The 21,217-nt window shown below is 64.3% G+C and carries 17 protein-coding genes; 15 read left to right on the top strand and 2 right to left on the bottom strand.

The genetic code is table 11. The features are described 5' to 3' along the window. Positions 1-76 precede the first annotated feature (76 nt). The 8 genes from B5D13_RS04430 to nagA all read left to right on the top strand — a co-directional run bounded on the left by B5D13_RS04430 (position 77) and on the right by nagA (position 6,764). Positions 77-511 carry a PTS sugar transporter subunit IIA gene (locus B5D13_RS04430; RefSeq protein ID WP_159443991.1) on the top strand — a complete coding sequence of 145 codons (435 nt, stop codon included), beginning with the start codon at positions 77-79 and terminating at the stop codon, positions 509-511. Then, complete coding sequence (gene yajC, locus B5D13_RS04425; RefSeq protein WP_078687119.1) at positions 511-798, top strand: preprotein translocase subunit YajC; 288 nt, start codon at positions 511-513, stop codon at positions 796-798. The genes B5D13_RS04430 and yajC overlap by 1 nt, the downstream gene beginning before the upstream one ends. Before the next feature lie 186 nt (positions 799-984). Continuing rightward, positions 985-1,467: a PTS galactosamine transporter subunit IIB gene (gene agaB, locus B5D13_RS04420; RefSeq protein ID WP_078687118.1), complete on the top strand. Its 483-nt coding sequence runs from the start codon at positions 985-987 to the stop codon at positions 1,465-1,467. Positions 1,468-1,591: 124 nt separating this feature from the next. Further along, on the top strand, positions 1,592-2,392 hold the full coding sequence (locus tag B5D13_RS04415; protein ID WP_078687117.1) for a PTS mannose/fructose/sorbose/N-acetylgalactosamine transporter subunit IIC: 801 nt from the start codon (positions 1,592-1,594) through the stop codon (positions 2,390-2,392). Beyond that, a complete protein-coding gene (locus tag B5D13_RS04410; protein WP_078687116.1) occupies positions 2,382-3,452 on the top strand; it encodes a PTS system mannose/fructose/sorbose family transporter subunit IID in 1,071 nt (356 codons plus the stop codon). Before B5D13_RS04415 ends, B5D13_RS04410 begins: the two co-directional genes overlap by 11 nt. Before the next feature lie 176 nt (positions 3,453-3,628). Then, positions 3,629-4,357: a GntR family transcriptional regulator gene (locus B5D13_RS04405; RefSeq protein ID WP_078687115.1), complete on the top strand. Its 729-nt coding sequence runs from the start codon at positions 3,629-3,631 to the stop codon at positions 4,355-4,357. A 35-nt stretch (positions 4,358-4,392) separates the two neighbouring features. Further along, positions 4,393-5,559, top strand: a complete 1,167-nt coding sequence (locus B5D13_RS04400) for an AgaS family sugar isomerase (RefSeq protein ID WP_078687114.1) — start codon at positions 4,393-4,395, stop codon at positions 5,557-5,559. An 11-nt stretch (positions 5,560-5,570) separates the two neighbouring features. Further along, positions 5,571-6,764, top strand: coding sequence for an N-acetylglucosamine-6-phosphate deacetylase (nagA, locus tag B5D13_RS04395; RefSeq protein ID WP_078687113.1), 1,194 nt, complete (start codon positions 5,571-5,573; stop codon positions 6,762-6,764). Between the two features lie 255 nt (positions 6,765-7,019). Here nagA and B5D13_RS04390 read toward each other — a convergent pair whose 3' ends face one another. Both B5D13_RS04390 and B5D13_RS04385 read right to left on the bottom strand, forming a co-directional pair. Then, a complete protein-coding gene (locus B5D13_RS04390; protein ID WP_078687112.1) occupies positions 7,020-8,231 on the bottom strand; it encodes a M20 family metallopeptidase in 1,212 nt (403 codons plus the stop codon). A gap of 1 nt (position 8,232) precedes the next feature. Then, positions 8,233-8,898 (bottom strand): helix-turn-helix transcriptional regulator, encoded by a 666-nt coding sequence (locus tag B5D13_RS04385; protein WP_078687111.1) that lies wholly within the window; start codon positions 8,896-8,898, stop codon positions 8,233-8,235. Between the two features lie 768 nt (positions 8,899-9,666). Between B5D13_RS04385 and ssnA the strand changes: the two genes are divergently transcribed. From ssnA to B5D13_RS04350, 7 genes are all read left to right on the top strand, one after another. Beyond that, a complete protein-coding gene (ssnA, locus tag B5D13_RS04380; protein ID WP_078687110.1) occupies positions 9,667-11,022 on the top strand; it encodes a putative aminohydrolase SsnA in 1,356 nt (451 codons plus the stop codon). Positions 11,023-11,079: 57 nt separating this feature from the next. Then, complete coding sequence (gene ygfK / locus B5D13_RS04375) at positions 11,080-14,088, top strand: putative selenate reductase subunit YgfK (protein WP_078687109.1); 3,009 nt, start codon at positions 11,080-11,082, stop codon at positions 14,086-14,088. 90 nt (positions 14,089-14,178) lie between these two features. After that, entirely contained in the window at positions 14,179-14,712 is a 534-nt protein-coding gene (locus tag B5D13_RS04370) for a 4Fe-4S binding protein (protein WP_159443990.1), read from the top strand. 16 nt (positions 14,713-14,728) lie between these two features. Further along, the gene (gene xdh, locus B5D13_RS04365; protein ID WP_078687107.1) at positions 14,729-17,515 is read left to right on the top strand and encodes a selenium-dependent xanthine dehydrogenase; all 2,787 of its coding nucleotides are present in this window, start codon (positions 14,729-14,731) and stop codon (positions 17,513-17,515) included. A gap of 124 nt (positions 17,516-17,639) precedes the next feature. Beyond that, the gene (locus B5D13_RS04360; RefSeq protein WP_078687106.1) at positions 17,640-19,151 is read left to right on the top strand and encodes an ABC transporter ATP-binding protein; all 1,512 of its coding nucleotides are present in this window, start codon (positions 17,640-17,642) and stop codon (positions 19,149-19,151) included. Between the two features lie 12 nt (positions 19,152-19,163). After that, positions 19,164-20,255: an ABC transporter permease gene (locus tag B5D13_RS04355; protein WP_078687105.1), complete on the top strand. Its 1,092-nt coding sequence runs from the start codon at positions 19,164-19,166 to the stop codon at positions 20,253-20,255. Then, a complete protein-coding gene (locus tag B5D13_RS04350) occupies positions 20,255-21,190 on the top strand; it encodes an ABC transporter permease (protein ID WP_078687104.1) in 936 nt (311 codons plus the stop codon). Before B5D13_RS04355 ends, B5D13_RS04350 begins: the two co-directional genes overlap by 1 nt. Positions 21,191-21,217 lie beyond the last annotated feature (27 nt).

Below are 21,217 nucleotides of genomic sequence, written 5' to 3'. Positions count from 1 at the left end.
GAAGAGGAACATGCAGTTGGTTGGGGTGTCTGGCCCAGGTTGGGTGTACGGTCCCCGGGCCGAGGAAGGGTTCGCAATGGTTGGTTGTATCGTTACGGGACACGGCGACTTCGCGCTGGGCCTGTCCAGCGCGCTCGAGATGATTGCCGGTCCTCAGGAAGAGTTCCGTGCCGTTCCGTTCCATGAGGAGGGTGCGGGCGAATACGCGAAGAAGATCTCCGATGCCGTAAGGGACATGGTCGATCGCGACGGCTCCTGCGTCGTCTTTTGCGACCTGGTGGGCGGTACGCCCTTTAACCAGTCCATGATGCTCACTGGAGAGCTTCCCCAGGTGCAGGTCGTTGCTGGCACTAACCTTCCGATGCTTCTCGAAGGCCTGATGAGCCGCGATGACAGCATGACGGCCGAGGGGCTTGCCGCGCTGGCGCAGGAGTCGGGCCGCAGCGGCGTCGCTCACCTGTCTGTGACCGGCGCGGCAGCCGACGAGGAGCCTGGAGAGGACGGTATCTAATGAGTGCGTCGCTGGGCGAGGCCGTCCTGGCCTCTTCGATCGTCCTTCTGGTTCTGATGACCCTCGTGGGAGTCGTGTTGTTCGCCTTCAACGCGATGAGGACGCGCAAGCAGAAGAGCTACTACGAGAAGCTCCACAAGACTCTTGAGTCGGGGCAGCGCGTCCAGTTCGCCGGCGGCCTGTTTGGCGAACTCGTCAGAGTCGGCCGCGAGACCTGTGACGTTCGGGTCAAGTCCGGCGAGGTGATCGAGGTGTCGCGCTACGCGATTCAGGCGATCGAGTCCTAGCCTTTCCCGGCGTTTCCCGGGCGTCGCGTTTATCCCCCTTGTCGCGGCGCCCGGGCAAGGCGCCGTCCCCTGAGCGCCACTGGTGGATTGGCCCGTCGAATCCGACCGTCCGTCCCCGGAGTGTGCTCAGCCGAGTTGGTCCTATTGAGTGACGCGCGTTGCGCGGAAAGAAACGGAGAGAAGAGCATGGCTGAACCAAACATCCTCCTTACGCGTATCGACAACCGCCTCATCCACGGTCAGGTTGCGACCCAGTGGACGAGCACCATCGGCGCGAACCTGCTGCTGGTCGCCAACGACGAGGTCGCCGGCAACAAGATGCGCCAGAACCTGATGAATATGGCTGCGCCCCAGGGCGTCGCGACTAGGTACTTCACGATCCAGAAGACCATTGACGTCATCCACAAGGCGGCCCCGCGTCAGCACATCTTCATCATCGTCGAGAGCCCCGAGGACGCCCTTCGCCTGATCAAGGGCGGCGTCCCCATCAAGAAGCTCAACATCGGCAACATGCATATGTCCGACGGCAAGCGCCAGGTCGCAACCTCCGTCGCCGTCGACGACGAGGACGTCGCGGCCTTCCGCGAGATTCAGGAGTGCGGCGTCGAGCTGCAGATCCAGCGCGTCCCCAGCATTCCCGAGGAGGACGTGAGCAAGCTCTTCAAGTAGGGCTCCCGTTCGTCTCATTCATTTGAAAACTTATCTGTGGTCAATGGCACGTCTCAGATGGGGATGAGAGGTGCTGGCGATAGCTTTGCGCAAATTTGTAACTGAAAGGAAAGGAGGAGCAAGGATGGAGTATTCGGTCATTCAGGTGGCCCTGGTCTTCCTCGTCACGTTCGTGGCGGCAATCGACCAGTTCAACTTCTTGGAGTCTCTGTACCAGCCCATCGTTATGGGCCTGGTAATCGGTCTCATCCTCGGCGACCTGAAGACGGGTCTTATCGTGGGTGGTACCTATCAGCTCATGACCATTGGCAACATGCCTATCGGAGGTGCCCAGCCGCCCAACGCGGTCGTTGGCGGCATCATGGCATGCGTGCTTGCCATCTCCCTCAAGCTCGAGCCCAACATCGCGGTTGCGACCGCAATCCCGTTCTCCTTGCTTGGCCAGTATGGCGTTACGCTGATCTTCACGCTCATGTCTCCCCTCATGGGCAAGGCCGACCAGTATGCCGCCGATGCCAACCCCAAGGGCATCGAGCGCATCAACTACCTCGCCATGGCTCTTCTCGGCCTGGTCTTCGGCGCCGTCGTCACCCTGTTCTTCATCGGTGGCGCAACCATGGGCCAGTCCGTCGTCGACGCAATCCCCACCTGGCTGTCCGCGGGCCTCTCCGCTGCCGGTGGCATGATGCGCTTCGTCGGCTTCGCCATCCTGCTCAAGTTCATGATGAACCGCGACATGTGGGGCTTCTACTTCCTGGGCTTCGGCTTAGCTCTGATCGTCTCCACCAACGAGGTGCTCGCTACGCCTGCACTTCTCATCCTGGCCCTCATCGGCTTCGGTATCGCTTACTGGGACTTCCAGCAGCAGACGGAGCTGAAGGGTGCGGTTGCGGAGTTTGACGGAGGTGAGGAAGATGGCATCTAAGGAGCAGAAGACCTCGTACAAGAACCTTGAGCCGGCTGCTGACCTTGATCAGAAGACGCTGAACAAGATGGCATGGCGCTCCTGCTTCCTGCAGGCGTCGTTCAACTACGAGAGGATGCAGGCCGCCGGCTGGCTCTACTCCATCCTCCCGGGCCTCGAGAAGATCCACACCGACAAGGACGACCTGTCCACGTCGATGGAGCACAACCTCGAGTTCTTCAACATCCACCCGTTCCTCGTGACCTTCGCCATGGGCATCATCCTGTCCATGGAGCAGAAGAAGGTGGACATCCCCACGATCCGCGCCGTCCGCGTTTCGCTCATGGGACCGCTCGGTGGCATCGGCGACGCGCTCTTCTGGATGACGCTCGTGCCCATCACCGCGGGCATCTGCTCGAACATGGCCATCCAGGGCAACGCGTTCGGCCCGATCCTGTTCCTGCTCATCTTCAACCTGGTCCAGTTCGCCCTGCGCTTCGGCCTGATGAACTGGGCGTACAAGATGGGCTCCTCGGCCATCGACTCGCTGATGGGCGTCATGAAGCCCTTCACCCGCGCTGCCTCCATCATGGGCGTCTTCATCGTCGGCTGCCTCACGGTCACGATGGGCGGCACCCAGATCAACGCCGTCATCCCCAACGGCACGACGCAGGCCTACGTGGCGCACACCGCCACGGTCAGCAACGACCAGGTCGACAGCTTCAACATCATCAGCTCCAACGACGAGGGCGTCACGCTCTCGGGCATGACCGACGCTGATGGCAACTACCTCACCACCACCGATGCCGACGGCAACCCCGTCACCGCGGGCGCGACCGACCTCGGCAACGGCATGAGCGAGGTCACGTACATGGAGTACACCGAGACCCCGGTCACCATTGACATCGCGAACATCCTGGACAGCATCTGCCCCAAGCTCGTCCCAATGGCGATCGTCATGCTCCTGTACTACCTGTTCTCCAAGAAGAACTTCACTCCCATGAAGGGCATTGCCCTGGTGCTCGTCCTGGGCATCCTGGGCGCTGGTCCCTTCGGGCTCTGGCCCAGCATCTGGGGCTAGTGGCATCCGGGGCCCGCGCCTGGGCCCTAAGATGATTCCCCCTGGGGAGGCGTGCGGTGCCGCATGCCGCACGCCTCCCGACTTCCGTCGCTTCTCGTCAGATCCCCATGGGTATAGTACTGGTAGCGATAACCAAACCACTTGGGACACCAGACCAGTCGCGATAGGAGATTGCAATGGCTAAATCTTCACGCAAGCAACCACTGTATGACCAGCTTGTGGACGTGCTTAAGGACAGGATCGAGAACGAGCTCTTGGCTGGCGACCTGCTTCCCTCGGAGCGCGAGCTTTCTGAGAGGTATGGTCTCTCGCGCACGACCGTACGCCTGGCGCTGGCCCAGCTGGAGAGCATGGGGCTCGTTGTCAGGAGGCACGGCAAGGGCACCTTCGTGGCCGAAGCGCACGAGGAGCCGACCAACCTGCTGGGCGCCTACAGCTTCACCGACCAGATGCGCGAGATGGGACGCACCCCGCGCACTGAGACGCTGAAGTTCGAGATTGTCGAGGCTCCCAAGCACGTGGCCGAGCACCTGGGCGTTCGCCTGGGCGAGCGTGTCTACCGGATTCGCCGCCTGCGCATAGCCGACGACATTCCCATGATGCTCGAGCGGACCTACCTGCCCGTGAGCCAGTTCGTCGGGCTTACCCGAGCGGACCTGGACGAGAGGCCCCTCTACGAGATCATCGAGAACGACTACCGCGACGTCATCAAGGTGGCCGACGAGGAGTTTCGCGCGAGCCTTGCCAGGCGCGAGGAGGCCGAGCTCCTGGGGATCCAGGAGGGTGCGCCCGTCCTGAAGCTGGTAAGGACCACTTACGACGAGAAGAACCTGATCATCGAGTACACGCACAGCGTCGCACGCGCCGATCAGTTCATATACAAGGTTTCGCATCACAGAGGCTAGGCGCGCGGCGTCTGGCTGAGGAAAGGAGTTGGCACATGTTCGAGGCGGACGAGGAGACTCTTAAGTCCCAGGGTGCCCATATCACTACCCACGAGATCAAGCAGCAGCCAGACCTTTGGGAGGACACGCTCGGCATCTACGACAAGAACCGCAAGGTCATAGACGAGTTTGTCGAGGCGGCCCGCAAGCTGGGCGGCGACCGTCGCACCCGCGTCGTCTTCACGGGGGCGGGCACGTCCGAGTACGTGGGCAACACGCTCGTCCCGTACCTTCGTCGCAAGGGTGACAACGACGCGTTCGTGTTCCTCTCGCTCGCTTCGACCGACATTGTCGCCGCGCCCGAGGACTACCTGCGCGCCGACGACCCGACGCTCTTGGTCTCGTTCGCCCGCAGTGGCAACAGCCCCGAGTCGCTGGCCGCCGTCGAGCGCGCCGGCCAGGTGTGCAAGGACATCCGCTTCCTCAACATCACCTGCGCTCCCGAGGGGCGCCTGGCCGTCGAGTCCGCCGACCGCGACGACGCGCTGACCATCCTCATCCCGCGCGCCAATGACCAGGGCTTCGCCATGACCGGCTCGTTCTCTTGCATGGAGCTCCTGGCCGCACTCATCTTCGACACCTCCTCCCGCGACGAGAAGGGCGCGTGGGTCTCGACCGCGGCCGAACTTGGCCGCGACGTCATCGCCCGCGAGGATGAGGTCAAGGCCCTTCTCGCTAGTGACTTCGACCGCATCACCTACCTGGGCTCTGGCTCGCTCAATGCGCTGACCAAGGAGGCCCAGCTCAAGATTCTGGAGCTCACGCATGGCCTGATCGCGACCTCGTATGACAGCTCCATGGGCTACCGCCACGGACCCAAGTCATTTGTGAACGATCGTACGCTGGTGTTCGTCTTCGTCTCGAACGACCCCTACACGCGCCAGTACGACGTCGACATCCTCGACGAGATTGCGGCCGATGGCATCGCGCAGCACGTGGTCGCCGTCCAGCAGAAGGCCGACCTCATGTTCGGCGGGGAGTCGATTACGCTTGGCGGGGCACTTCTCCCCGAGGCCTACCTCGCGCTGCCGTTCGTGCTCCTTGCGCAGACGGTCTCACTCAACACCTCCATCAAGGTTGGCAACACGCCTGACACGCCGTCGCCCACGGGCACGGTAAACCGCGTGGTCAAGGGCGTCACGATTCACCCGTTTCAGGCATAGGAGGGGTGCCCATGGCAAGCAACGCAAGCGCTGCGGGCGGCGTCGATGTCACGCGCGCGACCTACGCCATCCGCGCTGATCACTTCGTCCTGCCGGGTCGCGTCTGCGACGGTGGCTACCTGACCGTCTACGAGGGCCGCTTCGGCCTGTGGACGCCCGACATTCCCAAGGGCATGGACCTGGTCGACGAGAGCGGCTGCTGGATCGCGCCTGGCTTCGTCGACACGCACATCCACGGCTTCTTTGGCCACGCGGCCACGGACCTCGACCCCGATGGCCTCGGTGAGGCTGGTCTGGAGCTGGCCCGCCGCGGCACCACCTCGTGGCTGCCGACGACTTTCACCGACGACGTGGAGCGCATCGGCCGGGCCTGCGCCTCGATTGCCGAGGCCGCGCAGGGGCAGACGGGTGCCGCCGCGCGCATCCAGGGCATCTATCTGGAGGGGCCGTTCTTCACCCAGAAGCACGTGGGCGCACAGAACCCCGCGTACCTGATTGACCCGTCGCTTGAGGTGTTCGACCGCTGGCAGGAGCTTGCGGGCGGGATCATTCGCAAGAGCGCGCTGGCTCCCGAGCGCGATGGCTCCAAGGAATACGTGGCCGGACTGGTCGAGCGTGGTGTCGTGTCCTGCATCGGGCACAGCGACGCAACCTACGAGGAGGCCTCCGCCGCGGTCGATGCGGGAGCGAGCTGCTTCGTGCACACATTCAACGGCATGCGCGGCCTGCACCACCGCGAGCCGGGTGTCGTTGGCTGCGCCATGGTGAGCAACGACACCTACGCAGAGCTGATCTGCGACGGCAAGCACGTATCGGCACCGGCCATGAAGGCGCTCGTGCGCGCCAAGGGCTGGGAGCACGTGGTGCCCATTACCGACTGCCTCGCCTGCGGTGGGCTCGAGGACGGCTCCTACACCAGCGGTGGCATGGACGTGGTACTGAAGGACGGGCTCTGCTACCTGTCCGACATGAGCAGCATCGCGGGCTCGGTCCTCACTCTGGCCCAGGGGGTCAAGAACCTCTACGATTGGCAGATTGCCTCTGCCGAGCAAGCCATCCGCATGGCGACCGAGGTCGCGGCCCGCTCCGCCGGCATCGCCGACCGTTGCGGCGCAATCGTCTGTGGCCGCCCCGCCGACTACGTCGTCCTGAACGAGGGGCTTGGCCTCGAAGCCACCTACCTTGGCGGCCGTCTGGTCGAGTAGGGGGAGCAATAACAGCCGAGCGAGGCGCCGGGTCCGGTTTCGGGCCCGGCGCCTCTTGTTCGGCGCGGCAGGCCACCTGAATCGGCCGCCGGAAGCCCTGCGGTCACCCGAATCGCCCGCAAGAAGCTCTTCCCTCCACGTTTGCCCAGCAAAACCGGGCCCAAAGAGCTGCCGCGAGCCGATTTGGGTGACCAAAGAGCGTATCTGGAGCGATTTGGGTGACCGAGGGGCAATCGTTCGCCATGCCGTGTGTCGCTATTCCAGGCAGTCGAGCACCAATCGGCGGAAGACCGACCTTACGCGCGCGAGGTCCTCCAGCGGCACGAACTCGTTCGGCTTGTGCGCGACCTCCAGGCTTCCCGGGCCATACGATGCGCAGTTCGGGTTTTCGCAGGTCCCAGCCACGACCGCGGAGTCGGTGTAGCCGGTGAACGTCTTCGTCTCTGCGGCGCTTCCGCAGACCTCCAGCGTCGCCGCGCGCATCTTTGCAAGCAGGGGAGAGTCGGCGTGCGAGGGAATCGCCGGCCTGTCTCCCGTGACCTTCAGCGATCCGTGCGTGCCGGGAACCTCGCCCTCGGCCAGGGCGATGGCATGCTCGACAATGTCCTGCGCGTCGCGTGGGGTGCAGGGCGGCGCCAGGCGCATGTCTATCCAGGTCGTGCATGAGTCAGGCACGACGTACGGGCGATATCCTCCCTGTACCTGGCCAAACGTGACGGTGGTCTTTCCCAGCTCATCGTCTTCGGGTAGTTCCCCGACCTCGCGCCTGATGGCGTCGATGGCACAGGCCGTCGCAGCAACGGCATCGGCCCCCATCCACGGCGTGCTCGCGTGTGCGGTCACGCCCGAGAAGCCCATCTCGAACCAAGTCCGGCCCTTGTGCGCCATGCGGACGTAGCCGTCGGTGGGCTCCGTGTCCAGCACCCACTGCGAGCCGTCAAGCCAGCCCGCGCGAATTGCGGCGTCGCTGCCGCGCATGAAGTCCTCCTCGTCGCAGGTCGCGACGAAGCTCAGGGCCCTTCGGGGAGCCAGGTCGTTCGCGACTGCGCCCAGCGCGTCGTCAAACGCCAGCATCGCGCAGGCCATGCCGCCCTTCATGTCGCAGGAACCGCGGCCCCACAGGCGGCCGTCGCGAACAACCGCGCCCAGCGCGGGCGTGTCCTTGGACCAGCCCTCTCCCAGCGTCACGGTGTCCATGTGGCTCAAGAGCACGAGCTCGGGGAGAAGTGCCTCCCCCTTGGCTGCGGGGACGATTCGCGCGCGAAGGCACTTGCGGCCCGCAAGCGGCTCGATCTGCTCGAGCGACACCTCCGCCCTTCCGGCGAGCTCGGGTCGCAGCCGCTCGATGCGCTCGAGCAGCCATGCGCGAATGAACTCTTGTATCTCGCCCTCGTAGGCGCCTGGGTCGGAGGAGTCTATCCGAACGAGCTCCCGGGTGAGCTCGATTGCCTCTTGGTCTAGCTCCATGCTATTCCTTGACTTCGCCCTCGCGCGCGCTCTTTGCCTCGTCCATGTAGCTGTAGAGCGTGTACTTCGAGATGCCGAAGTAGTTGCAGACCTTCTGGCCGCTCTTGGTGATCAGGAAGGCGCCGGCGTCGTTCAGGTAGCCGATCGCCTTGACCTTGTCCTCCTTGGTCATCAGCGCCACGGGCTTGCCCGTGATGCGCATGGACTCGTCAATGAGCTCGTCCAGAAGGTCGGTCACGTTGTGCGGGATGGTCGCGGTCGCGGCGACGGGCTCCTCGTCCTCGTGGTTGTTGAAGTCGTGCAGCGCGTCTTGGATCGCCCAGAGCAGCGAGGTGTCATAGTTGATGCCCAGAACGGCGATGGGCTTCCCCGCCTCGTTGCGATAGAAGATCGTCGACGACCTCAGGACCTTCCCATCCTCGGTCTTGGTGAGGTACGCGAGCTTGTCGTGCAGCTGCTCGGGGTCCGAGTTGAGCGCCTTGAGGACCACGTTCGAGGGGCCGTCCCCTAGCTTCCTGCCGGAGACCTCGCCGTTCTCGATGGCCACGATGGTGCTGTTGGGGTCCTTCGACTCCAGGTCGTGGACCACGACCTCGCACTTGCTGCCGAATTCTTTGGCGATTCCCTTGGCGAGCCTGCTCAGGAGGTCGAGCTCTCTATTCTCCATGGCGAAGTCTCCTTCGAATGTGAGTTCGTGACGGCGATTGTCCAATGGCGGTCCGCCAAGTCGCGAGGGCGGGCGAGCGACCCAGGCCGACGTCTTTTTGGCGGGCGAGAAGTGCTTGTGCCAATCAAGCAGAAGTATGCTGCGTAAACAGTCGGAAGCATTCGTTATTACAAATTTTTTGCTTGTCTGACATATTACCTTTGCCAGCTACCTAACTCTTTTTTAGGGGACCTACGGCGGCGCATTCTTGGTGAGCGGCATTTTCCCGCAGGGCGTCGAGTACCCCTCCGCTTTGGGCGGAGAGCGTTATACGCGAGCGTAAATAACCCTTTTTTCCTGCGATTGTCTTAGCTTCGAGCATACGTGCGGAGCCGTCTCTACCGTCTGGCGGCAAATCGGGCCGTACGCCGAGGGAGGGTCCGACGCATTGCCTCGCAGGTGGCTTCTCGGCATATATTTCATAAACAACAGAATAAAAGTTAGGTAAGAAAAAGAAAATTCAGAGCGCTACACCGCATGTCCTGGCCCAGGGGGTGTAGTTCGTTTCTGGGGCGTTTTTCAAGTGCGTTCCGTTTCGCTTTGGTTGACTTTTCGCGCAGCGCGCGGCGTGGGTCTGCCCACGCGCGGCAGAGGCGCGAGTCGCTGCGGAACCGGCGTCCGCAGCCGCCGCAAGGCGGTACTCGCCGGGAGGCCCGTCAAGAGAGGGTCGGGCCTATTACTTGATTTGCCGTAGCTGATCTGCGGCGCGTAGCGAGGGAGAGGACACCTATGCTACTTGTAGGCAACGGCCGCGTCGTGACGCGCGACCAGGCGACCCCGTTCGTCGAGGACGGCGCCGTGGTGGTAGAGGGGACCACCATCGTCGAGGTGGGCGAGCTCGCCGCGATGCGGCAGAAGTACGCCAAGGCGGAGTTCGTCGACGCCCGCGGCGGCCTCATCATGCCCGGCCTCATCAACTGCCACACTCACATCTACTCCGGCCTGGCCCGCGGCCTCGCCATCAAGGGGTGCAATCCCACCAACTTCCTCGAGAACCTCGAGCAGCAGTGGTGGAACATCGACCGGCACCTCTCTCTCGACGGAACGCGCGCCTGCGCCTACGTCACGATGATGGAGTCGTTCCGCAACGGCGTGACCACCCTGTTCGACCACCACGCGAGCTTCTTCCAGATCCCCGGCTCGCTCTTCGCCATCAAGGACGTCGCGAAAGAGATGGGCATGCGCGCGTGCCTCTGCTACGAGGTCTCCGACCGCGACGGTGCGCAGAAGCTCGACGAGTCCATAAAGGAGAACGCCGACTTCGCACGCTGGGCCGCCCAGGAGGACTCCGACATGATCGCCGCCATGTTCGGCGGCCACGCCCTCTTCACCCTGCCCGACGAGGCGCTCGACAAGATGGTCCAGGCCAACGACGGCCTCACGGGCTTCCACATCCACGTGTGCGAGGGCACCAACGACGTCTACGACTCGGCCCAGAAGCACGGCTGCACCTCCATCCATCGCCTGCTCGACCACGGTATCCTGGGCGAGAAGACCATGCTCGGCCACTGCATACACATTACCCCCGCAGACATGGAGCTGGTCGCGAACACCCACACCAAGATCGTGAACAACCCCCAGTCCAACGCCAACAACGCCGTGGGTACGGCGCCCGTGCTCGAGTTCTTCAAGCATGGCATTACTGTCACCATGGGAACGGATGCCTACACCCACGACATGCTGCAGTCCCTCAAGGCCTTCGTGCCCCTGCAGCGCCTGAACGCGACGCTTCCCAACGTTGCCTGGGGCGAGGCGATGGACATGCTGTTCAGGAACAACGCCGAGGTGGCGAACATGTACTTCTCCACCAAGTCGGACGGCAAGCCCCTGGGCGTCCTCAAGGCAGGTGCGGCCGCCGACATCGCCGTGTTCGACTATCCCGCGCCCACGCCTCTCGGGGCGGACAACATCGACGGCCACATCCTCTTTGGGGTCGAGGGCCACGACTGCCGCACCACCATCGTCAACGGTCGCGTGGTCTATCGCGACCGCGAGCTGGTGGGCTGCGACAGGGAGCGCATCGACGCCTTCGTCATGCAGGAGGCCAAGAAGCTCTGGGGAGACCTCAACGGCTGCGCGTACTAGCCGCCCGGGACGACTCCCACGTCATCCGCACCAGCTAACCACGAGAGGAATATCGCGATGAGCGACGTTATGCATCCCATGCCCTTTGACCAGCTCATGGACTGGATCCTGAGCGAGTACCACACCAGGGGAACCATCTTCGGCATTTCCCGCATGCCCCGGCGCGACCCCGGCAGCGCCCGCCCCATCTTCAACGGGCGCCTCGAGACGCCCTTCGGCCCTGCTGCGGGCCCCAACACGCAGCTGGCCCAGAACCTCGTGGCCTCCTACGTGGCCGGCGCGCGCTTCTTCGAGCTCAAGACCGTCCAGAAGATGGACGGAGAAGAGCTTGCCGCCTGCGTCAACAAGCCCTGCATCCTTGCGGGCGACGAGGGCTACAACTGCGAGTGGTCGACCGAGCTGACCGTGGCCGACGCCCGCGACGAGTACATACACGCCTGGGTGGCCTGCAAGCTGCTCGCCCGCGAGCTTGGCCTGGGCGACCCCGACGGCTTCGTCTTCAACATGTCGGTCGGCTACGACCTGGAGGGCATCAAGACCCCTAAGGTCGACGGCTTCATCAACGACCTGAAGGACGCCTCTGGCACGGTGGCGTTCAACGAGGCCATCGCGTGGGCGAAGGCCAACCTCGACCGCTTCGACAACGTCGACGAGACATTCGTCGACTCTATCACCCCGCACGTCTCGGAGTCCATCACCGAGTCGACGCTGCACGGCTGTCCGCCCGACGAGATCGAGCGCATCGCCACGCACCTCATCTGCGAGAAGGGCCTCAACACCTACATCAAGTGCAACCCGACCCTATTGGGCTATGAGACCGCCCGCGGCCTGCTCGACTCCCTGGGCTTCTCCTACATCGTCTTCGACCGCCACCACTTCGACGAGGACCTGCAGTGGGCTGACGCGGTCCCTATGTTCCAGCGCCTGGCGGCCCTCTGCCGGGAGCGTGGGCTCGAGTTCGGCGTCAAGCTCACCAACACCTTCCCGGTCGACGTGACCCGCGGTGAGCTCCCGAGCGAGGAAATGTACATGTCCGGCCGCTCGCTCTATGCGCTCACGCTCACGCTTGCCCAGCGCATCAGCCACGAGTTCGACGGCAAGCTCCGCATCTCGTGGTCCGGCGGTGCCGACGCCCTCAACATCCGCGGCCTGGTCGACGCAGGCATCTGGCCCGTGACCATGGCGACCACGGTGCTCAAGCCGGGTGGCTACGAGCGCTTCTCGCAGATCGCCTACGCCTTCGCGCAGCAAGACTGCTACCGCTTTGACGGCGTGCGCGTGGCTGCGGTCGACGCGCTCGTCGAGGACATGCACCAGAACGCCCGCTACAAGAAGCCCATCAAGCCCGTGCCTTCCCGCCACATCGACCAGAGGCTCCCCCTGATGGACTGCTTCACTGCGCCCTGCCGCCACGACTGCCCCATCCACCAGGACATTCCCGGTTACCTCAGGGCCGTCGAGGAGGGCCGCTTCGCCGACGCGCTCAGCATCGTCCTCCAGCGCAACGCGCTGCCCTTCATCACCGGAACCATCTGCCCGCACACCTGCGGCATCAGCTGCATGCGCAACTACTACGAGGAACATGTGCACATCCGCGAGTTCAAGCTCGAGGCCGCACGCAGGGGCCTCGCCGAGGTCCTGCCCGAGCTCGAGGCCGCACCCGCGGTCGAGGGCAAGAAGGTTGCCGTCATCGGAGGCGGCCCGGCCGGGCTCTCCGTGGCCTCGTTCCTCTCGCGCGCTGGCGTCGACGTGACCGTGTTCGAGCGCCAGAAGACGCTCGGCGGCGTGGTCGCCAACGTGATTCCCGACTTCCGCATCGCAGCCGAGTCCATCGCGAACGACATCGAGCTCTGCCGCGCCTACGGCGCCAAGTTCGAGCTCGGCACAGACGTCAGGAGCGCACAGGACCTCCTGGAGAAGGGCTTCACCGACGTGGTAGTGGCCATCGGCGCATGGGCGCCCGGCCACCCCGTGATCGAGGGTGCTCAGATGCTCGATGCCCTTGAGTTCCTGCAGCAGTTCAAGGCGGATCCCGCCTCTTGCATGCTGGGCACCGACGTGGCCGTGGTCGGCGCCGGCAACACCGCCATGGACGTGGCCCGCGCCGCCAAGCGCGTGCCGGGCGTCAAGAACGTGCGCCTGGTCTACCGCCGCGACCGTCGCAACATGCCCGCCGACGAGGAGGAGCTCGCGCTCGCGCTTGAGGACGGGGTCGAGTTCCTGGAGCTCCTCTCGCCCAAGGCGCTTGAGGGCACCACGCTGACATGCGATGTCATGAGGCTGGGCGAGCCTGACGCGTCCGGCCGCCGCAGGCCCGAGCCCACGGGCGAGACCCGCGAGGTCGTCGCGACCTCCGTCATCGCCGCGGTGGGGGAGCGCGTAGAGCCCTCCGTCTACAAGGCCTCCGGCGTGTTGCTCGACCAGAGGGGCCTGCCCGAGGTCGACGACACGCTCCAGACCAGCGTCGCCCACGTCTACGCGGTCGGCGATTGCCGCCGTGGCCCCGCCACGGTGGTGAAGGCCATCGCCGACGCCGCGACCGTCACCGAGGCGCTGTGCGGATACGACTTCGACTTCTGCTCCGCGAGCAACATCGAGGCCGACTACGATCGCCCGCTCGCCGGGCGCGCCACGCTCACCCAGGAGGTCGAGAGCCTGGTCAAGTCGCGCTGCCTCGGCTGCGCCACGGCCTGCGAGACCTGCTGCGAGGTCTGCCCCAACCGCGCCAACGTCGCGGTCCGCGTGCCCGGCCTGCGCCAGCGCCAGGTGGTGCACGTCGACGGCATGTGCAACGAGTGCGGCAACTGCGCCGTGTTCTGCCCCTACGAGGGCGGCAGGCCCTTCCGCGACAAGCTCACGCTGTTCTGGACCAGAGAGGACTTCGACTCCTCGCACAACTCCGGCTTCCTGCCGGTGGGCGAGGTCGAGGGCAGTGAGTACCTCGTGCGCCTGAACGGAGAGGTCGCCACCTACGACGTGGACAATCCCGCCTGCGGCCTCCCCAAGGCGGTCCGCCTGACCATCGTCGCGACGCGCGACGAGCATCCCTACCTGTTCGAGAGGTAAGGATCGTCTGAGTTTTCCGGGGAAGCTCCTCGGGGCTTCCCCGGGCACTGCGCGGGAACCGCTCCCGCGATGCGTTTAGAGGAGAAGAGCATGGCCCGAAGATTCGTGGCTGTTGTCCACTGCCAAGGCGACAGCGCATTCAGGGATGACATAGATCCGAACACCCTCCCGCACGACTGCGACGCCATAGCGGGCGAGCACCCGCTGGGCGTGCGCGAGTGCCACTTCTCGTGCCTGGGCGGCGGCACCTGCGAGAAGGTCTGCCCCGAGGGAGCCATCCACGTGGACGAGAACCGCGTGGCCCACGTCGACCGCGAGCGCTGCACGGGTTGCGGCGCCTGCGTGCACTCATGCCCGCAGACCATCATCACGCTGATGCCGGCCGACGACTTCATGTGGGTCAAGTGCTCGAACCACGAGAAGGTCGTTCCTGCCATGAAGAAGTGCGACAGCGTTTGCGTGGGATGCAAGACCTGCGAGCGCGTCTGCCCGGCCGACGCCATCCACATAGACGCCTTCCTCGCGAAGATCGACTACCAGAAGTGCCTGTCGTGCGGCATGTGTGCCGCCAAGTGCCCGATGGGCGTCATTCACGACGTAAACGGAATCGTCGCCGCGGACTAGGAGGGGAGTGAGGGACATGTCAGCAAGCTACAGCTTCTTCGTCAACGGAGAAGAGCACACAACCACGGAGAACAAGTCTCTTCTCCGCTACCTGCGCGACGACCTGGGACTGACCTCCGTCAAGGACGGCTGCTCCGAGGGCGCCTGCGGAACCTGCACCGTCGTGATCGACGGCATCGCCACCAAGGGCTGCGTCATGACCACCAAGCTTGCCCAGGGCAGGCAGGTGCTCACGATCGAGGGCCTGAGCGAGGACGAGAGGGAGGCCTTCGTCTACGCCTTCGGCTCCGTCGGCGCGGTCCAGTGCGGCTTCTGCATCCCCGGCATGGTCATGAGCGGCGCGGCTCTCGTGCGCCAGAACCCGGACCCCTCCGAGGAGGAGGTCAAGTACGCCATCCGCGGCAACGTCTGCCGCTGCACCGGCTACAAGAAGATCATCGAGGGCATCATGCTCGCCGCGGCGATTCTGCGCGGGGAACGCAACATCGAGCCCGACCTCGAGCGCGGCGAGAACTATGGTGTGGGCCAGAGGGCCTTCCGCGTCGACGTGCGCCGCAAGGTGCTGGGCCAGGGCGTCTACCCGGACGACCTGACGAGGGAGAACTACCCCGACATGGCCTTCGCCTCGGCGGTGCGCTCCAAGTACCCGCGAGCGCGCGTGCTGTCCATCGACGCCTCGAAGGCCGAGGCGCTGCCGGGCGTGCTGGGCGTGCTGACCGCCAAGGACGTGCCCGTCAACCAGGTGGGCCACCTCATTCAGGACTGGGACGTCATGATCGCAGAGGGCGACATTACGCGCTGCGTTGGCGACGCCATCTGCCTGGTGGTGGCCGAGAGCGAGTCCGTGCTCGCCAAGGCCAAGAAGCTCGTCAGGATCTCCTACGAGGAGCTCGAGCCCGTCCGCAACATCGAGGAGGCCAGGGCGGAGGGCGCCCCGCAGGTGCACGAGAGCTTCAACGCCTTCGGCAACCACGTGATATTGGAGGACAACGTCTGCCAGAGTCGTCACGTCACGCGCGGCAACGCGAAGGAGGCCATCGCCAACTCGCCCTATGTGGTGACGCAGCACTTCGAGACTCCCTTCACCGAGCACGCCTTCCTGGAGCCCGAGTGCGCCGTCGCGTTCCCGTACAAGGGCGGCGTCAAGATTCAGTCCACCGACCAGGGCGCCTACGACACGCGCAAGGAGGTCGCCCACATGCTGGGCTGGGACCAGGAGCCCGAGCGAGTCGTGGTCGAGACCATGCTGGTCGGCGGGGGCTTCGGCGGCAAGGAGGACGTTTCGACCCAACACCTTGCAGCGCTGGCGGCCCTGCACTTCGGGCGCACGGTGAAGTGCAAGTTCACGCGCCAGGAGTCGATCCTCTTCCATCCCAAACGCCACGCCATGGACGCGACCTTCACGCTGGCGTGCGACGAGGACGGCATCATTACCGGCCTGGACTGCGAAATCAACTTCGACACGGGCGCCTATGCCAGCCTGTGCGGGCCCGTCCTGGAGCGCGCCTGCACGCATGCGGTCGGCCCCTACACCTACCAGAACACCGACATCCGTGGCTTCGGCTACTACACCAACAACCCGCCCGCGGGCGCGTTCCGCGGCTTCGGCGTGTGCCAGAGCGAGTTCGCGCTCGAGGGCTGCATCGACCTTCTGGCCGACAAGGTGGGCATCAGCCCCTGGGAGATCCGCTGGCGCAACGCCATCGAGCCCGGCAAGGTCCTGCCTAACGGCCAGATCGCGGACTGCTCGACCGCCCTCAAGGAGACCCTGCTCGCCGTAAAGGACGTGTTCGAAAAGAACAGCAGCCATTGCGGCATAGCCTGCGCCATGAAGAACGCTGGCGTCGGCGTGGGCCTGCCCGACGCAGGTCGCGCCAACATCCGCGTCGAGGACGGCCGTGCGGTGGTCTACAGCGCCACCTCCGACATCGGCCAGGGCTGCAACACCGTCTTCCTTCAGGACGTCGCAGAGGCCACGGGCCTTCCGCGCTACGCGATAGCCAACGGCGAGTGCTCGACCGAGAACGCCCCCGACTCCGGCACGACCAGCGGCTCGCGCCAGACCGTCGTGACCGGCGAGGCCGTGCGCGGAGTGGCCTTCCTGCTGCGCGACGCCATGCTCTCCGTCGAGGCGGGAAACGGCGTCCCCGCGCAGCGCGTCTTTGCCCGCGGCGATGGCAAGGCCATCGAGTACGGTGACGGCACCCCTTACGACGGGGTGGGCTACGCCGACGGAAGCGCCCTGATTGCGGGCCATGGCGTGCACCCGAAGGACCCCGTCGCGGCCCTGCGCGCGCTCGAGGGCTGCGAGTTCGGCTACGAGTACTTCGAGCCGACCGACAAGCTGGGTGCCGACCTGCCCAACCCCAAGAGCCACATCTGCTACGGATTCAGCTCCACGGTGGTCGTGCTCGAGCCGGACGGCCCCGACCGCGGGAGGATTCGCGAGATCCACGCGGCCCACGACGCCGGCAAGGTGGTCAACCCCATCGCCATCCAGGGCCAGATCGAGGGCGGCGTGCTCATGGGCATGGGCTATGCGCTTACGGAGGACTTCCCGCTCAAGGACTGCGTCCCTCAGGCAAAGTACGGTACGCTCGGGCTTCTGCGCTCGACTGACATTCCCCAGATCCATGCGATCTACGTCGAGAAGGACCATCTCCTTCCCGTGGCGTACGGTGGCAAGGGCATAGGCGAGATCGCGACGATCGGTACCGCGCCTGCGGTGCAGAACGCCTACCATCGCCTCGATGGCTTTGTGCGTGAGTCGTTGCCCCTGCGTGACACTCCGTATTCGCGATAATTTAAAAGTGTCAAGGAGGTCGTAAACAGAAGTTAACGAAAGGCTGCGAGAATCAAAACGTTACAGAATTGCGTGGGAGGACCCGCGCGCAAACATGAGACCCTGTTGGCGAAAGGCGGCAAGCATGGCCGAATTGCTGAGAATGGAGAACATCAGCAAGTGCTTCGGTTCGTTCTATGCGAACAAAGACGTCACGTTTGACGTCCGGGAGGGCGAGGTACACACCCTGCTGGGCGAGAATGGTGCGGGCAAGTCGACGCTCATGAACGTCCTCGTCGGACTCTATCAGCCCACCGAGGGAAAGATCTTCATGCACGGGCGGGAGGTCCAGATTACGAGTCCCGGCGTCGCGGTCGAGAACGGCATCGGCATGGTGCACCAACACTTTATGTTGATCGATGCCATGACGGGCCTCGAGAACATCATCCTGGGCGACAAGCGCCACGACACCCCGCTGCTCCGCGAGGGCGACGACCGCAAGACCATAGAGGGGCTCATGGACCGCTATGGCCTCGAGATTGACCTCGACGAGAAGGTCGCCAACATGTCCATCGGCATGCAGCAGCGCGTTGAGATCATGAAGGTCCTGTTCAGGGGCGCCGAGCTCCTGATTCTGGACGAGCCCACGGCCGTCCTGACCGACCTCGAAGTCGAGGGCCTCTTCGAGATCATGCACTCGCTCACCAGCGAGGGCAAGTCGATCATCTTCATCTCGCACAAGATGCGCGAGGTCATGCGCATCTCCGACCGCGTGACGGTCCTGCGCCGCGGCGAGTCCATCGAGACCGTCGACGTGGCTAACGTCACCGAGCAGGAGCTCGCCGATCTCATGATCGGCCAGAAGTTCCAGGAGAGCACCTATCCCAAGGTCGAGGATGCCGGCGAGGTTGCGTTCGAGCTCAAGGGCGTCTCGTATCGCCCCGAGGTCAAGCATGGCGGTCTGAAGGACGTCTCGCTCGCCATCCACAAGGGCGAGATCCTGGGCGTCGCGGGCATCGACGGCAACGGCCAGACGCCGCTCGCCGAGGTCGTTACCGGCCTGGTCAAGCCCGAGTCCGGTGAGGTGTACGGGCCTGACGGCAAGGAGATCGCGCTCTTCTCGCCCCGTTCCTTCATTAAGGCGGGCTTGGGCAACATTCCCGAGGACCGCAACAAGATGGGTCTCGTCGGTGACATGACGGTCGCCGAGAACCTGGTGCTCAAGCAGACGACCAGCGACAAGTTCTCGGCGGGCCACGGCAAGTGGCTCAAGATGGGCGAGATTCACGACTACGCCAACAAGCTGCGCGAGGAGAACGACATCCGCTGCACCTCCGTCGAGCAGACGGCGCGCAGCCTCTCGGGCGGCAATCAGCAGAAGGTTATCCTCGCCCGTGAGCTCGAGGGCGAGCCCAAGCTGCTCGTCGCGGTCTACCCGACGCGTGGCCTTGACATCGGCGCGACCGAGTTCATCCACAACCAGATTGTCGCCCAGCGTGACGCTGGCTGTGCGGTCCTTCTGATTTCCGCCGACTTCGACGAGGTGCTCAAGCTCTCCGATCGAATCGTGGTGCTGTTCGAGGGCCAGGTAATGGGAACCTATTCGGGTGCGAACCCTCCCATCAAGGAGATCTCGCTCGCAATGGCAGGAAAGTAGGAGGGGGCCATCGTGGCAAAGAAGGAACTGAGCGCCGAAGAGCGCAGCGAGAAGAGGCTGATGATTCTCACGCCCATCGTCTCGGTGCTGCTCGCCCTCATCGTCGGCGCAATCATCATTGCGGTATTGGGCAAAGATCCCATCCAGGGATACGCGGCAATGCTCAGGGGGTCTCTGGGTGACCCCGCGAAGATCGCCAAGACCCTCGAGCGCGCCTGCCCGCTTGTCTTCACCGGCCTCTGCGCCGTGTTCGCCTACAAGTGCGGCGTGTTCAACCTGGGCGGCGAGGGCCAGTTCATCATGGGCGGCTGCGCGACGGCGACCGTCATGTTCGGACTCGGCCTGCAGGGTCCCGTGGGTCTCGCCCTTGGGCTCATTGTCGGCATGGTCGTCGGCGGCATCTGGGGTCTTCTTCCGGGCATCATGAAGATCACCCGCGGCCTCAACGAGATGATCACCACGATCATGCTCAACTACGTGGCCCTCTACTTCATGGAGTACGTGTTCAAGAACCTCTACTCTGACAGCGGCCTGCCCAAGACGCTCGCGATTCCGCAGTCCGCGCGCCTGCCCCAGATTGCCAACGCCCACGTGGGCGTCCTCGTGGCGATTCTTCTGGGCGTGTTCATCTGGTACCTCATCTTCCGCACGTCCTTCGGCTTCAAGATCCGCGCCGTGGGCATGAACCCGGTCGCCTCAAAGGTCAACGGCTTCCCCGTGAAGCGCCTGGTGCTCCTGGCCTTCATCATCTCGGGCGCCATCGCCGGCCTCGGCGGCGCGATCGAGCTCCTTGGCAGGACACCGTTCCGCCTTGCCGACGGCTTCGGCTCGGGCTTCGGCTTCGACGGCGTCGCGATCGCGCTCATCGCACAGCTCAACCCGATCGCCGCGATCTTCGTCGCGCTTCTCTTCGGCGTGCTCTCCACCGGCGGAACCATGATGCAGAGCGTCATTGGTGTCCCCACCGCCATCGTCGAGATCGTCCGCGGACTCATCATCATCTTCGCGGTTGCTGGCATGGCTGCGGTCAAGCTCCCCAAGATTCGCGCGTTCTTCGCCGCAAGGCAGAATGCCAAGGTCAAGAAAGCCGAGGTGAACGCCTAATGGACGGCTTCATCACTGCACTGCCCACCATTCTCAAGGCGATGACCATGGGCGCCGTGCCCATCCTCCTCGCCGCGCTGGGCGAGGTCTTCTCCGAGCGCGCGGGCCTGGTCAACATCGGCCTCGAGGGAATCATGGCCGTCGGAGCCTTCGTGGGCTTCGCCGTCGCCAAGATGAGCGGCAACATCTGGCTAGGTGTTCTGGTTGGCATGCTCGCCGGCGTGCTGGTCAACATGATCTATGCGTTCTGCACGGTCACGCTCTGCGCGGATCAGGTGGTCACGGGAATGGCCATCAACGTGCTCGCTCCTGCGATCGCCCTGTTCGGCTACAACCTCTTCGTTGGCTCCAACCCCGCCAACGCGACGGGCGAGCAGATGGCCTCGCTGGCCATTCCCGGGCTCTCGCAGATACCCTTCCTGGGAGACGCACTCTTCAACCAGACGCTTCTGGCCTATCTGGCCTTCATCCTGGTTCCGGTCGTGAGGTACTTCTTCCACCACTTCCGTGTGGGCCTCTCGTTCCGCTCCGTTGGCGAGAACCCCCACGCCGCCGAGACCCTCGGCATTAACGTCGTACGCACCAAGTACGTGGCGTGCATCGTGTGCGGTGCGCTTGCGGCCGCCGGTGGCGCGTTCCTCACGCTGTGCTACACGCCCATCTACACCGATGGCATCGTCATGGGACGCGGCTTCATCGCGCTGGCCACGGTCATCTTCGGCCGTTGGACTGCCGTGGGCGTCCTGGCGGCGAGCCTGCTGTTCGGCTTCTTCGACGGCCTGAACGTTGCCCTCCAGGCACAGTTCCAGGCGGCTCCCGTCATGTTCTTCAAGATGATTCCGTATATCTTCACGATTGTCGCCCTGATCATCTTCGGCTCGAAGCATGCCGGGCCGAAGGCGAACGGTCAGCCGTACTTCCGCGAGCAGCGGTAGCGTTTTGTTCTGCCGGGGGGCGCGTCT

The organism is Olsenella sp. KH1P3, from assembly GCF_900167315.1.
Taxonomy (GTDB): domain Bacteria; phylum Actinomycetota; class Coriobacteriia; order Coriobacteriales; family Atopobiaceae; genus Olsenella_J; species Olsenella_J umbonata_A.
The sequence above is the reverse complement of the archived record's forward strand: the minus strand, read 5'-3'. Positions and strand labels throughout refer to the sequence as shown.